This is a genomic window from Streptomyces sp. AF1A (assembly GCF_047340315.1).
In the GTDB taxonomy this organism is placed as follows: domain Bacteria; phylum Actinomycetota; class Actinomycetes; order Streptomycetales; family Streptomycetaceae; genus Streptomyces.
In genome coordinates this window covers 56,277-68,932 of the sequence record NZ_JBLEBI010000020.1, presented here as the reverse complement: position 1 = coordinate 68,932, position 12,656 = coordinate 56,277, and the positions used below count along the sequence as shown (strand labels likewise).

Below are 12,656 nucleotides of genomic sequence, written 5' to 3'. Positions count from 1 at the left end.
CGTCGGGTACACGCCCCGCGGGGCCTTCACGGAGCACAGCTCGACGACGTGGCTGACGATCTCGATGCCGGCCGTCTCCTTCAGGTAGGAGCGGGCGACGGCGCCGAGGGCGACGCGGGCGGCGGTCTCGCGGGCGGAGGCGCGCTCCAGGATCGGGCGGGCCTCCTCGAAACCATACTTCTGCATGCCCGCCAGGTCGGCGTGGCCGGGGCGCGGACGGGTCAGCGGCGCGTTACGGGCCAGGCCACCGAGGATCTCGGCGTCGACCGGGTCGGCCGCCATGACCTGCTCCCACTTGGGCCACTCGGTGTTGCCCACCATGACCGCGACCGGGGAGCCCAGAGTCAGCCCGTGCCGGACGCCGCCGAGGAAGGTGACCTCGTCCCGCTCGAACTTCATGCGCGCACCACGTCCGTAGCCGAGCCGCCGCCGCGCCAGGTGGTCCGCCACCATGGCCGTGGTGATCGACACGCCGGCCGGGAGGCCCTCCAGCGTCGCGACGAGTGCGGGACCGTGGGACTCCCCCGCGGTCAGCCAACGCAGCCTGCTCAACGATGCTCCTCGGTCGACTTGTTTGCCTTGACGGGCAGTTCGTACCAGGGCAACAAGCGTCGCAACTCGTCGTGGAACCGCGGGAACGTCTTTGCGACGCAGTGCGGGTCGTCCAGGGTGAACGTGTGCGGCCTGGTAAGGCCAAGCACCGAGAAGGCCATGGCAATGCGGTGGTCGCGATGGCAGGCGATGCGCACGGGCTGGGGTCTGCCGGGGTACACGGTGATGCCGATCGCCGTGCCGGGTGTGGTGACTGTGATCACGAGAACACCTCCGGGGCGCGGGGCGGTGGGGGCAGGCGCAGTCCGCGATGGATGTCCATGGCCGCAGACGACTGGTTGAGCGTGATGTAGTGCAGTCCAGGGGCGCCCTCATCGAGCAGGCGCTGGGCGAGTCGGGTGGCATGGTCGACGCCGATGCGGTGGGACTCGCCGGGGTCGTACTGCGCGCTCTGCAGGCGCAGTGCGAGGTCGTCGGGGAACGTGGCGTTGCTGAGGCGGGCGAAGCGGGCGATCTGTTCGTGGCGGGTGGCGGGCATGATGCCCGGGATGACCGGGGTGTCGCACCCGGCGGCGGACAGCCGGTCGCGCAGCCGGAGGTAGTCCTCGGCACGGAAGAACATCTGGGTGATGGCGTAGTCGGCGCCGGCCCGGCACTTGGCCACGAAGTGGCGTATGTCGGTGTCCCAGTCGGGTGAGCGCGGGTGGCGTTCCGGGAAGGCGGCGACTCCGATGGTGAAGGTCCCGCACTGGCGGATGAGTTCGACGAGTTCGGCGGCGTACCGCAGGCCGGATGGCTCCGGGATCCACTGACCCTGCGGATCTCCGGGCGGGTCTCCGCGCAGGGCGAGGACGTCGCGGATGCCGGCGTCGGCGTAGCGGCCGATGATCGCGCGCAGTTCAGCCGTCGAGTGGCCGATCGCGGTGAGGTGGGCCACCGGGCGCAGTGTGGTGTCCTCGGCGATCTGCCGGGTGAGCGCGGTGGTGAGTTCGCGGGTGGTGCCGCCGGCTCCGTAGGTCACCGACACGAAGGAAGGATTGAGGGCCTCCACGCGGCGCAGAGCGTTCCACAGGGTGCGCTGCCCTGTGCCCGTCCTGGGTGGGAAGAACTCGAAGGAGTACGAGCGATGCCCCGCTGCGATCAGTTCGGCAGGGCCTTGACGGTGTTGCTCGGTCACCAGGGTGGAGACGGTCATGCGCTCTCACCTCCTGAGGGGGAATGCAGCCCGTACGCCGCAGTCGTCAGGTCGCGCAGCCGGGCGAGGTCGGCGGTGTAGGTCTGGGTGCCGACGCAGGACAGGACTCGGGCAGCCAGTGCCGAGCCCGACTGCGCGCACCGCGTGGTGTCCTCGCCCGAGGCCAAGGCCGCCAGGTATCCGGCGCGGAAGGCGTCGCCGACGCCTGTCGGGTCGACCAGCTCAGCGCTCGGCACGGCGGGGATGTCCAGCGCGGGGTCATCGGCGTGTTCGATGCGGCTGCCCTTCTCGCCGAGGGTCGTGACCCATGTGCCGACGCGGCGCAGGACATCCGCACGGCTCCAGCCCGTCTTGGCCAGCAGCAGTGCCTGTTCGTACTCGTTGGTGAACAAATGGTCCGCACCGTCGATGAGTTCGCGGATCATGGCACCGTCAAGCCGGGCCAGCTGCTGCGCGGGGTCGGCGGCGAAGCGGATGCCGTGGGCGCGGCAGGCGCGTGTGTGGCGGAGCATCGCGTCCGGGTCGTCGGCACCGATGAGGACGAGGTCGGCGCCTCCGCTTCGGTGCAGGACCTCGACGAGCTCGATGCCGGCGGCCTCGGTCATTGCTCCCGGGTAGAAGGAGGCGATCTGGTTACCGTCCGGGTCGGTCGTGCACAGGAAGCGGGCGGTGTGGCGGGTGCGCGAGACGTGGACGCCGGAGATGTCCACACCGAGCGCGGACAGCCGCTGCCCGTAGGGCCCGAAGTCCGCACCCACGGCCCCCACCAGCAGGGGCCGGTGCCCCAGTCGTGCCAAGCCGTACGCGATGTTGGCGGCCACCCCGCCGTCCCGGATCTCCAGCGTGTCGACGAGGAACGACAGCGAGACGTGGTCGAGGCGGTCGGCCAGCAGTTGGTCGGCGATGCGGCCGGGGAACGTCATCAGGTGGTCGGTGGCGATGGAGCCGGAGATGGCGATCCGCATGTCAGGCCCCGGCCGCCTCGCGCAGGGCGTCGACCCGGTCGGTGCGCTCCCAGCTGAAGTCGGGCAGCTCGCGGCCGAAGTGACCGTACGCGGCCGTCTGGGCGTAGATCGGGCGGAGCAGGTTCAGATCGCGGATGATCGCGGTTGGGCGCAGGTCGAAGACCTGCCGGACGGCGTGTTCGATCGCCGTGCACGGGACGGTGGCGGTGCCGAAGGTCTCGACGAACAGGCCGACAGGCTCGGCCCTGCCGATCGCGTACGCGACCTGGACCTCGCAGCGGCGGGCGAGGCCGGCGGCGACGACGTTCTTGGCGACCCACCGCATCGCGTAAGCGGCCGAGCGGTCGACCTTGGATGGGTCCTTGCCGGAGAACGCGCCGCCGCCGTGCCGGGCCATGCCGCCGTAGGTGTCGATGATGATCTTGCGGCCGGTCAGACCCGCGTCGCCCATCGGGCCGCCGACTTCAAAGCGGCCGGTCGGGTTGACCAGCAGGCGGTAGTCCTCGGTGTCCAGTTTGATGCCGTCGTCGGCCATCTGGGCCAGTTCGTGCTCGACCACGTGAGCGCGGATGTCGGGAGTGAGCAGAGCGTCGAGGTCGACGTCCGCGGCGTGCTGTGCGGAGACGACGACCGTGTCCAGGCGGGCCGCGCGGCTGCCCAGGTACTCGATGGTGACCTGGGTCTTGCCGTCGGGGCGGAGATAGGGGGCGATGCCCTGCTTGCGGATCTGGGCGAGCCGGCAGGCGAGCCGGTGGGCCGACTGGATGGGCAGCGGCATCAGTTCGGGGGCTTCGTCGCAGGCGTACCCGAACATCAGGCCCTGGTCACCCGCGCCGCCGGTGTCGACCCCCTGGGCGATGTCCGGGGACTGCGCGCCGATCGAGACGGACACCCCGCACGACCGCCCGTCGAACCCCTTCTGGGAGGTGTCGTAGCCGATCTCGAGGACCGCTTCCCTGACCAGTGCGGGGATGTCCGCGTACGCGGTGGTGGTCACCTCGCCGGCGACGTGTACCTGCCCGGTGGTGATCAGGGTCTCCACGGCGACCCGCGAGCGGGGATCGTCCCCGAGCAGGGCGTCGAGGACGGTGTCGCTGATCCGGTCGGCGATCTTGTCCGGGTGTCCCTCGGTCACGGATTCCGAGGTGAACAGGCGGCGGGACATGGCTCTCCCTGGGGTCGCAGCGGCTGCTGACTGATGAAGCTTCCGAAGACGTCGTACGGCGGGGGTGCGGGTGTCGGGCCGGAGAGCTCCCCGGGGGAAGTAGGAGCTCTCCGGCCCTGCTGGGGGGAGGATGGTCAGGATGTAGCGGCGGTGAGGGCTTCGGCCAGGCGCACGACGCGTTCCGCCTGGACGCGGGCGGCGTTGCGGGTGATGTCGCCGACCGGGACGGTGCCTCCGCCGTCGTGGTGGGCGGTGCCGTACGGGTTGCCGTCGGCGAACTTGTCCGGGTGGGTGAACCCGGGGGCCACGACGATGCCGCCGAAGTGGTGGAAGGAGTGCATGAGGGCGAGCAGCGTGGACTCGTTGCCGCCGTGCGGGCTGCCGGTAGAGGTGAAGCCGCTGTAGATCTTGTCGGCCAGTTCACCCCTCTGCCAGGCTCCGCCGAGGGTGTCCAGGAACTGCTTGAGCTGAGCGGCGACGTTGCCGAAACGGGTTGGGGACCCCATCAGGACGGCGTCGGCCCAGACGATGTCCTCGACAGCGGCGAGCGGGATGTCGGCGGTCGCCGCCGCGTTGGCGGCCCACGCGGGCTGGGCGTCGACGACTTCCCGCGGGGCCAGTTCCGCGACCCGGCGCAGCCGGACCTCGGCGCCGGCCTTCTCGGCCGTGTCGGCGATCTCCCGGGCGATGTCGGCGACATGGCCGGTGGCGGAGTAGTAGACGACGGTGACCTTCACGGCGGTGTCCATGTCGGACTTCACCAGTCCGCCAGGTGGAGGGACAGCAACGGATTCGGCAGGTCGAGCGCGAAGGCCGGGTGGGTGAACGTCCGGTCGTGGTAGACGAGCGGCGTGCGGTCGTCGTCGACGTGCGTGTCCAGGACGCGGCCGACGAGGATGCTGTGGTCACCCCCGTCCAGGACGGCGTGCAGCGCGCAGGCGACCCGGGCGCAGGCGTCCGGTGAGCCGGGCAGGCCCAGCTCGCACGGCTCCATGTCCCCTGCGGCGAACCGGTCGGTGCCGGACCGGGCGAAGCGGAGCGCGACCTGCTCCTGGTCGTGGGCGAGGAGGCTGACCAGGAAGCGGTCTGCGGATGTGAACGCCGCGTGCGTGCTGGCAGCCTTGTCCAGGCAGACCAGGACGAGGGGCGGATCGAGGGAGAGGGAACTGAAGGAGGTCGCGGTGAACCCCCAGCGGCGCCCGGTCCCGTCGACGGTGGTGACCACGGTCACCGGTCCGGGGACGCGGGCCATGGCGTGGGTCAGGGCCGCGCCGGTCGTGCCTGTTGTGCTCTTCATGAGGCGATCACCTCCGGGTGGCGGGCGGATCAGGGCTGGAGGCGGCTCGTACGCCACCCTCGGTCGTGACGGTCGTAGCGCAGTCGACGGTGCAATCGGTCCGAGTCGGCGCACCAGAACTCCACCGTGACCGGGCTGAGCAGGTATCCGACGAAGCGGGCGGGGCGCGGGAGCGGGGTTCCGGGGGCCGCGAGGCGGTCGGCCTCGGCGCGCAGGGCGGCCCTGTCCCGCAGCGGTTCACTCTGCCGGGAAGCGGCGGACATGGAGTGCACGGGGATCGGCCGACCGTACCAGAGGGCGTCGGAGTGGGCGTCGCTCAGCTGTTCCGCGGGGCCGGAGAGGATGAGCTGCTGGCCGGTCTCGCGCCAGTAGAGAAGACCGGACGCCCATCCGGTGGCGGCCATCTCCCGGCCCTTCTGGCTGGTGGAGTGGCTGGCGAACACCAGCCCGTGGGCGGTGACGTCGGTGACGGTCACGATGCGGTTGGAGGCCCGTCCTCGGCTGTCGGCGGTGGCGAGCGCCAGGGCACGTGGTTCACGCACTTCGCGTGCTGTCGCCTCGCTGATCCACTGGTGGACGAGGGCCATCGGCTCGTCCGGCGGATCGTCGTACTCGGGGAAGTCCAGGTCGACCTCGACGGTGAGGCTTTCGAATCGGCTGCTGTTCACGTGTATTCCTCGCTAGACGTAGAGGGTGCCGCGGGCGGCGACGACGCCATGGCCGCCGACCTCGACCGAGCGGACCGTCTCGCCGGTGCCCTCGGCAGTGGCGAGCATCAGGGACGGGCGGCCCATCTCCACGCCCTGGAGGATCTCCAGGCGCTGCCCGTAGCGGGCGAGCCCATGCCGGGCCAGGTGGATGGCGAGGGGCCCTGCGGCCGAGCCCGTCGCCGCGTCCTCGACCACTCCGTAGGCGGGTGAGAACATACGCGCTCGCCAGCTGGTGCTGGTGCCGGCGAAGCAGTTGGCGGCCATGTCCGGGAAGCGGCCGAGTGCGCGGTGGTCGGGCCGGAGGGCGGAGAGGGCCGTGACGCTCGGAAGGCCGACGAAGACGTGCCGGGGTCCGTTGCGGTAGATCTCCACGGGCGCGATGGTCTCCTCGACGCCGAGCGCCGCCAGGAGTTCCTCCCGCTGCTCGTACGGCTCCCAGACGGGAACCGGCTGCCGCATCCGTACGGTCGACACACCGTCCTCGTCGGCGAGTTCGAACGGGATGACACCCATGGCGGTCTCGAGCCGAAGCCGGTCCTCCTTGAGCGTAAGGCCCAGCGCCACCGCAGTGCCCAGCAACGGATGGCCGGCGAACGGCAGCTCATTGACCGGCGTGAAGATGCGGATACGGGCATCTCCACCCTGCTCGGGAGGCAGGACGAAGGTGACCTCGGAGAGGTTCATCTCGCGGGCGATGCGTTGCATCGTCCCGGTTGTCAGGTCGGCGGCGTCGAAGAAGACCGCCACGGGATTGCCTTCGAGCGGGGTTCGGGCGAAGGCGTCGACGACTATGTATTCGTGCACGGTGACTTGTCCCCCGAGGTAGGTGCCGTTGCTGTGAACACGGGTCCGAGTCCGTCGAGTCGGGCCAGCAGATGCTCGCCCTCCACCGTGGCCTCGACCTCGAACCGGGTGCGGTGGGTGGGCGGGCGCCCGATCAGCTGCGCGGCCCGATTGGGCGGCAGTTGGGTGGGACGGTCCGTCTCCCAGAGCATCACCGCACCCCACCGGTTGTGCTGCTGGTCCGCCATCCAGAGCTTCAGCCGCAGACCCGGTACGTCGCTCCACGCGGCCACCGCGCCGTCTCGCAGGTGCTCCCGGAGGGATTCGATGGTCTGCGGCGTTCCGTCGAGGTCCCACCAGGCGATATCAACCCGCACGGCCGAGCACCTCCTGGATGGTGCGGCGCAGGATGCCTGGTCCGTCGACAGTGAGCACTGATTCGGCGTGGAACTGCATCGAGGCGAAGCCGGGGCCGCGCAGGGCGTGCACCTCTCCTGTCGCCGGGTCGCGGCTCACCTCCACGGCCCCGATCCCCGCGACGTCCTGCTCGTCCTCGTCGCTGCGGGCGGTGAAGGTGTTGTAGAAACCGACGCGTTCCCGGCTGCCGAACAGGTCGATCTCGCGTTGCACGCCCTGGTTCGGGACGTCCCGGCGGACGAGGTCGAGGCCGAGGCCGAGGCTGAGCACCTGGTGGCTCAGGCACACGGCCAGGAAGGGCCGTTGCCCGGCCAGCAGGCAGTCGATGGCCGAACGCAGGCTGCGGATTTTGGGGTCGTCCGCCGCACGGGGGTCCCCGGGGCCCGGGCCCATCACGACGAGGTCCTGGCCGTCGAAGGCGTACGGGTCGTCGAAGTGCCGGACCGTCACTCCCATGCCGAGGGAGCGCAGCTGAAGCCCGATCATGGCGGTGAACGTGTCCTCCGCATCGATGATCAGGGCGTTCAGCCCCTCCAGCCCAGCCACCGTGGGAGGCCGGCCGGTGCTTTCGTCGAGCCAGAAGCCCGCGATGCCGCTGTTGCGTTGCGTCAGGGCCGCGCAGACGTCCGGGTGGCTGCCGTAACGCTTGGCACGGCTGCTCTCCAGGGCGTTGAGGAGACCGGATGCCTTGGCTCGGGTCTCGGCGACTTCCGACATCGGGTCGGAGTGGCGGACCAGCGTGGCGCCGACTCCGATGCGCACCCCGCCGCGGGTGTCGATCTCGGCGGTGCGGATGAGGATGGCCGAGTCGAGGGCACGCCCGACGCCCGTGTCATGGCCAATCAGGGCGGCGACACCGCTGTAGTAGCCGCGGCCTTCGGGCTCGTACTTGCGGATGATCCGGACCGCGCTTTCCAGCGGGCTGCCGGTGACCGTGGGTGCGAACAGCGTCTCGTGAAGGATCTCGCGCACGTCCCGGTCGGTGCGGCCCTCGATGAAGTACTCGGTGTGGGCCAGCCGGGCCATCTCCTTGAGATAAGGCCCGAGGACCCGGCCGCCGTCTTCGCAGACGCGGGCCATCATCTTCAGTTCTTCGTCGACGACCATGTACAGCTCGTCGGTCTCCTTGCGGTCGGCGAGGAACTCGGTGACGCCTTCCAGCGTGGGGCCCGCCGACGGGTAGCGGTAGGTGCCACTGATCGGGTTCATGACCGCGGTTCCGCCGGTCACGGAGATGTGCCGTTCCGGGGTGGCGCCCACGAAGGTGCGGTCACCGGTGTGGATGACGAAGGTCCAGTACGCGCCCTGCTCCCGCTCTAGCAGCCTGCGGAAGAACACCAGCGCGTCGCGCAGCGAGTAGTCGCCGATGTCGGCGAGGAAGGACCGCTTGACGACGAAGTTGGCCCCCTCGCCGGTACCGATCTCGTCCGTGACGACGCGGCGCACGGTTTCGGCGTACTGCTCGTCGTCGATGTCGAAGCCATGGGCCGTCACCGCGGTCGGCGTGTCCGGGAGCCGGAGGAGGAGTTCGGGCACCGGGACGCGGTCCTGGCCGGTGATGGAGAGGGCGATCAGGGGCGCGCCGTCGTCGGGAGCCGTGAATCCGCGCTCGGTGATCTGCCGGTACGGCGCGACGACGAGGACATCGTGCTCAGTCCCCGCGTCGTCGGACGACGGCCGGCGGGTGAGCGGGATGTCGGCCAGGGTCCGGGGCAGCGTCACGTCGCCGACCAGGACGTCGACGGTGTCCGGGAGGCCGGAATCCGGTCGGTGCAACAGGGCGAAGGCGGGTGCTCGAAGGCTCAGTACGTGGCCGAGCAGGCCGCCGGGGGGGCGGGATTCCTGGTCATGTGGCGTGCTCATATGAACACCTCCGCGGACGGAAGGACCATCGCGCAGCGCTGGGCCGCGTAGTCCAGGGCCATTCGATGGTGGGCCTCGGAGAAATCGCCGAGGGCGTCGGCGGCGAGGAAGGTCTGGATGTCGTTGGTGAACGCCTCCAGCGCGGTGGCCAGGACGCCGACATGGGCGTACACACCGCACAGCACGAGCTGGTCGCGCCCCGCGGCCCGCATCCGTTCCAGTAGGTCGGAGCGGAAGAAGGCGCTGTAGCGCCATTTGGTGAACACCCAGTCGTCCTCCGTGGGCTCGAGTTCCGCCACCACCTCGCGGTCGGCTGGGTCGGTGCGCATGCCGGGGCCCCAGAAGTCCTTGAGCAGGCCCCGCTGTTCGTTGGTCATCCGGCCGGGCTGCGCGGTGTACGCCACGGGTACGCCGAGGGCGGCTGCACGCTTGCGCAGAACGGCGGCGTTGTGGACGAGTTCCCCGCGCAGGGGGTCCGGCAGCGCCTGGAGGAAGTAGCGCTGCATGTCGTGGACGAGCAGGACCGCGCGGTCGGGGCGCGGGGTCCAGGTCGCGAGATTCTCGGGCAGGTGCTCGGCAGGGGGCAGGGGGTACGACGCGATGGGGGGTAGGCCAGCCATGAGGTCTCGGCTCCTTTCCTGCGGGGTGGCCGCGTCAGTGTGGGGTCAGAGGGTGGTGGCCCAGGCCGTGACTAGGGAGACGGCCTGCCTGGAGTTGAGGCGCGGGTCGCAGAAGGTGGTGTGCCGTTCACCGATGCGGCCGAGCGCAGAGGTGTCCGCTGCGCACTCCGTCACGTCGTCCGGAGTGGTCTCCAGGTGGAGGCCGCCGGCTACCCCACCGGCCGCCGCGACTGCGTGTCCGAACACCTGGACCTCGTGTGCCATGGTGCTCAACAGGCGGGTCTTCCGGCCGCCGGGTGCGGTGATGGTGTTGCCGTGCATCGGATCGCACAGCCAGATCACCGGATGCCCCGCGGACCGGACTGCCGCCACCAGGCCCGGCAGGCGCTCGCCGACGACGTCGGCTCCCATGCGGGAGATCAGCGTGAGCTGGCCGGGCTCGCGCAGCGGGTCGAGGCGCTCGCACAGCGACGTGATCTCGTCAGGAGTCATGGTCGGACCGACCTTGCAGGCGACCGGGTTGACCACATCGGAGAGCAGGTCGACGTGGGCACCGTCGAGTTGGCGGGTGCGCTCGCCGATCCAGGGCCAGTGAGTGGAGCCCAGCCAGCGCGTGGAGTCACCGAGTTCGCGGAGCATCGGGACCTCGTAGTCCAGCAGGAGCGCCTCGTGGCTCGTCCACACCAGGGGTTCGATGCCCGGCCAAGTGCGCAGTGCGGGCGCGCGCCAGCCGAGGTGTTCCACGATGTCGCCGGCCGCCATGTACCCCGTGAGGATGCGCAGTGGGTCGGGACGCCTGCCCTCCGGGTCGGGCTCGGGGCTGTTGACCATGTGTCCGCGATAGACGGGCAGCGTGAGGTCACCGATCTGCTCGAAGTCGTTCGACCGGGGCTTGGCGAACTGGCCGGCCATCCGTCCGACGCGCACCACCGGCTTGCCGGTGAGCATCTTCAGGGTGGTGCCCAACAGGTCGAGCACGGCTGTCTTGCGCCGTACGTGCCCGGGCGTGCACTCCTCGGGGTCTTCAGCGCAGTCTCCCGCCTGCACCACGAGCGCTTCCCCCGCGGCGACGGAAGCGAGCAGCGACCTCAGGGTGTGTACGTCCTCCACGCGGACCAGGGGCGGACGGGAGCTGAGGATCTCCCGTACCCGCTGGACCTGTGCGAGGTCGGGCCAATCGGGCTGTTGCAGCGCCTTGGCCCTCTGGATGTCGGTAAGTGCTTGTCCCACGACAATGCCCCCGTCGAGCAAGAGGAATCAGATTCGGGTCATGGCGGGCCGCATGGGCGGGCCGCCGGGTCAGGTGGGGATTCCTTCGCGCTCGATGCGCGGAACGTCGATTCCCAGGGCCCGGAACTGCTGGCAAGGATTCATGAACTCGCGCTGCTGCTTTATCTTCCCGTTCTCGAACAGGAACGAGTGCAGGAAGTGGTTGCGGTAGTACCCGTCGGGATATCCGGGAAAGAGGATCCTTCCTTCTCCGTCGCATTCGACCCAGAAGCGGTCGGGGTCCTGGGTGTCGAAGATCTCAACGTTGGTCCAGACCCAGTCGGGGAAGCACTTGAGCGACCAGACCGCGTGCTCGCCCAGCCGGTCACGGCCACGGATGACGATCGGCTCGCCGCTCTCCGTGGTCCACAGACCGCCGGTGCCGTCCTCGGTGAACAGCAGGTGGCGCTGGAGCCGGTCCTCGCCGCGGGTGTTCATGTACTGCTCGACGACGGCCCGGTTGTGGGCGCGCAGTGCGTTCTGGTCGGTGGGTATTTGGGGCTCTGACATGGATGTCCTCTGCTGTGTAGGGCGGGGTGCGTGTGCCGGGTCAGACGATGAAGCTGATCTCGCGCGGGTCGCCGCCGACGAGGGCGCGACCGTAGACCTGTTCGGGAATGCCCATCCCGAAGCCGGCGTGCCGACTGCCGACGTTGATGTCGCGCCAGAGCCGCTGAAGGGGGTTGGACTCGTTGAAGGCGGAGGAGCCGTGCGCGGTGAGCAGGGTGTCGACGGCCTCCCGGCAGAGCCGCCCGACCTGCGCGGACTCCAGGCGGTTGCGGGCGCGGACCGTGAGGCCAGCGTTGATGCCCGCCCGGGCGAGCTCGTCGACGGTGTCCGCGATACGGGCGGCGACCAGCTTCGCGGTGTCGATCTTCGAGGTGGCCTCGGCGAGATCGAGCTGGAAGCTCGGGGACTGCGTCTGGTAGCGGTAGGTGGAGCCAGCCACGGGCCGGGTGGGGCCCTTGTCACGGACGTAGTTGAGCGCCGCCTCGGCGCCACCGATCAGGGCGCCGATCAGTCCGATGGCGAAGAGGCCGGTCAGGCTGTTGCGGTAGGGCAGGGCGGGGTCGACGACGCCGTCGGTCTCGCCGTTGAGGATGGGCAGGTACGTCACGAGCCGGTGGTCGGGGACGAAGACCCGGTCGGCGACGACGGTGTTGCTGCCGGTGCCACGCATCCCGGCGAAGTACCAGGTGTCCTTGATGGCGACCTCGTCGGTCGACATCAGTGCGAAGCGCACATCGGGCCGGTCCGCGTCGGTGGGCACGGCGATCAGGACACTGACCCACTGGGCGTGCAGGCAGCCGGAGACGTACGCCCATTCGCCGCTGACGATCAGACCGCCGTCGACAGCCTCCACTGCGGGCGAGGGCAGTCCGAGGACCAAAGCGCACCGGGCGTCCGGGTCCTCGCGCCAGACCTCGTCACCGGCCACCGCCGGGAACAGAGCCGCCATGAAGTTGCCGGCGTTCAGGACGCCCGCGATCCAGGCGGCCGAGGGGCAGCCCCGGCCGAGCGCGGTGGCGACGTCCAGCAGGGTGCGCATGTCCGTCTCGTAGCCGCCCAGACGCCGCGGTGTCTGAAGCCGCAGTAATCCGGCCTCGGTCATGGCGGTGACGACGCGCTCGGAGATGCGCCTTTCACGCTCGCACTCGGCGGCGTCCTCCCACAGGAGTTCCCGCAGACCTTCCGCTCGCCCGACGAGCTCCGCGCGATCAACGGAATTCAACATTCCGATCACCCCTTTCACATTTCTCGGTGTTCGACACGTTAGGGTTCTGAAAACCGGGGAGTCAAGGCACTTATTTTCGATTCAC

Annotated in this window: 15 protein-coding genes; all 15 read right to left on the bottom strand. The window is 69.9% G+C overall.

All coding sequences use genetic code 11. The annotated features are described in order from the left end of the window. A partial coding sequence (locus ACLU3S_RS09780; RefSeq protein WP_413951347.1) for a chorismate synthase occupies positions 1 to 552 on the bottom strand: 552 nt, incomplete at its 3' end. Beyond that, complete coding sequence (locus ACLU3S_RS09775; protein ID WP_413951346.1) at positions 549 to 815, bottom strand: hypothetical protein; 267 nt, start codon at positions 813 to 815, stop codon at positions 549 to 551. The genes ACLU3S_RS09775 and ACLU3S_RS09780, both read right to left, overlap by 4 nt. Continuing rightward, positions 812 to 1,747: a methylenetetrahydrofolate reductase [NAD(P)H] gene (gene metF, locus ACLU3S_RS09770; protein WP_413951345.1), complete on the bottom strand. Its 936-nt coding sequence runs from the start codon at positions 1,745 to 1,747 to the stop codon at positions 812 to 814. Before metF ends, ACLU3S_RS09775 begins: the two co-directional genes overlap by 4 nt. Further along, positions 1,744 to 2,712, bottom strand: a complete 969-nt coding sequence (locus ACLU3S_RS09765; RefSeq protein WP_413951344.1) for a carbohydrate kinase family protein — start codon at positions 2,710 to 2,712, stop codon at positions 1,744 to 1,746. The genes metF and ACLU3S_RS09765 overlap by 4 nt, the downstream gene beginning before the upstream one ends. 1 nt (position 2,713) lies before the next feature. Continuing rightward, positions 2,714 to 3,877: a methionine adenosyltransferase gene (metK, locus tag ACLU3S_RS09760; RefSeq protein ID WP_413951343.1), complete on the bottom strand. Its 1,164-nt coding sequence runs from the start codon at positions 3,875 to 3,877 to the stop codon at positions 2,714 to 2,716. A 134-nt stretch (positions 3,878 to 4,011) separates the two neighbouring features. Further along, the gene (gene wrbA, locus ACLU3S_RS09755) at positions 4,012 to 4,626 is read right to left on the bottom strand and encodes an NAD(P)H:quinone oxidoreductase (protein WP_413951342.1); all 615 of its coding nucleotides are present in this window, start codon (positions 4,624 to 4,626) and stop codon (positions 4,012 to 4,014) included. Positions 4,627 to 4,634: 8 nt separating this feature from the next. Continuing rightward, positions 4,635 to 5,174 (bottom strand): flavin reductase family protein, encoded by a 540-nt coding sequence (locus ACLU3S_RS09750; protein WP_413951341.1) that lies wholly within the window; start codon positions 5,172 to 5,174, stop codon positions 4,635 to 4,637. Positions 5,175 to 5,203: 29 nt separating this feature from the next. Beyond that, positions 5,204 to 5,842 carry a phenazine biosynthesis FMN-dependent oxidase PhzG gene (gene phzG, locus ACLU3S_RS09745; protein ID WP_413951340.1) on the bottom strand — a complete coding sequence of 213 codons (639 nt, stop codon included), beginning with the start codon at positions 5,840 to 5,842 and terminating at the stop codon, positions 5,204 to 5,206. A 12-nt stretch (positions 5,843 to 5,854) separates the two neighbouring features. Next, the gene (locus ACLU3S_RS09740) at positions 5,855 to 6,688 is read right to left on the bottom strand and encodes a PhzF family phenazine biosynthesis protein (protein ID WP_413951339.1); all 834 of its coding nucleotides are present in this window, start codon (positions 6,686 to 6,688) and stop codon (positions 5,855 to 5,857) included. Beyond that, positions 6,673 to 7,044 (bottom strand): hypothetical protein, encoded by a 372-nt coding sequence (locus ACLU3S_RS09735; protein WP_413951338.1) that lies wholly within the window; start codon positions 7,042 to 7,044, stop codon positions 6,673 to 6,675. Before ACLU3S_RS09735 ends, ACLU3S_RS09740 begins: the two co-directional genes overlap by 16 nt. Next, entirely contained in the window at positions 7,034 to 8,947 is a 1,914-nt protein-coding gene (locus ACLU3S_RS09730) for an anthranilate synthase family protein (protein WP_413951337.1), read from the bottom strand. The genes ACLU3S_RS09735 and ACLU3S_RS09730 overlap by 11 nt, the downstream gene beginning before the upstream one ends. Then, the gene (locus tag ACLU3S_RS09725) at positions 8,944 to 9,567 is read right to left on the bottom strand and encodes an isochorismatase family protein (RefSeq protein ID WP_413951336.1); all 624 of its coding nucleotides are present in this window, start codon (positions 9,565 to 9,567) and stop codon (positions 8,944 to 8,946) included. Before ACLU3S_RS09725 ends, ACLU3S_RS09730 begins: the two co-directional genes overlap by 4 nt. 45 nt (positions 9,568 to 9,612) lie before the next feature. Next, a complete protein-coding gene (locus tag ACLU3S_RS09720) occupies positions 9,613 to 10,797 on the bottom strand; it encodes a 3-deoxy-7-phosphoheptulonate synthase (RefSeq protein ID WP_413951335.1) in 1,185 nt (394 codons plus the stop codon). A gap of 69 nt (positions 10,798 to 10,866) precedes the next feature. After that, positions 10,867 to 11,346, bottom strand: coding sequence for a PhzA/PhzB family protein (locus ACLU3S_RS09715; protein ID WP_413951334.1), 480 nt, complete (start codon positions 11,344 to 11,346; stop codon positions 10,867 to 10,869). Between the two features lie 40 nt (positions 11,347 to 11,386). Further along, a complete protein-coding gene (locus ACLU3S_RS09710) occupies positions 11,387 to 12,571 on the bottom strand; it encodes an acyl-CoA dehydrogenase family protein (RefSeq protein ID WP_413951333.1) in 1,185 nt (394 codons plus the stop codon). Positions 12,572 to 12,656: the final 85 nt, after the last annotated feature.

Coding starts and splice junctions, on each gene's coding strand:
- metF (WP_413951345.1), bottom strand. CDS start 1,747: ATGACCGTCTCCACCCTGGTGACCGAGCAACACCGTCAAGGCCCTGCC.
- ACLU3S_RS09765 (WP_413951344.1), bottom strand. CDS start 2,712: ATGCGGATCGCCATCTCCGGCTCCATCGCCACCGACCACCTGATGACG.
- metK (WP_413951343.1), bottom strand. CDS start 3,877: ATGTCCCGCCGCCTGTTCACCTCGGAATCCGTGACCGAGGGACACCCG.
- wrbA (WP_413951342.1), bottom strand. CDS start 4,626: ATGGACACCGCCGTGAAGGTCACCGTCGTCTACTACTCCGCCACCGGC.
- ACLU3S_RS09750 (WP_413951341.1), bottom strand. CDS start 5,174: ATGAAGAGCACAACAGGCACGACCGGCGCGGCCCTGACCCACGCCATG.
- ACLU3S_RS09730 (WP_413951337.1), bottom strand. CDS start 8,947: ATGAGCACGCCACATGACCAGGAATCCCGCCCCCCCGGCGGCCTGCTC.
- ACLU3S_RS09725 (WP_413951336.1), bottom strand. CDS start 9,567: ATGGCTGGCCTACCCCCCATCGCGTCGTACCCCCTGCCCCCTGCCGAG.
- ACLU3S_RS09715 (WP_413951334.1), bottom strand. CDS start 11,346: ATGTCAGAGCCCCAAATACCCACCGACCAGAACGCACTGCGCGCCCAC.
- ACLU3S_RS09710 (WP_413951333.1), bottom strand. CDS start 12,571: ATGTTGAATTCCGTTGATCGCGCGGAGCTCGTCGGGCGAGCGGAAGGT.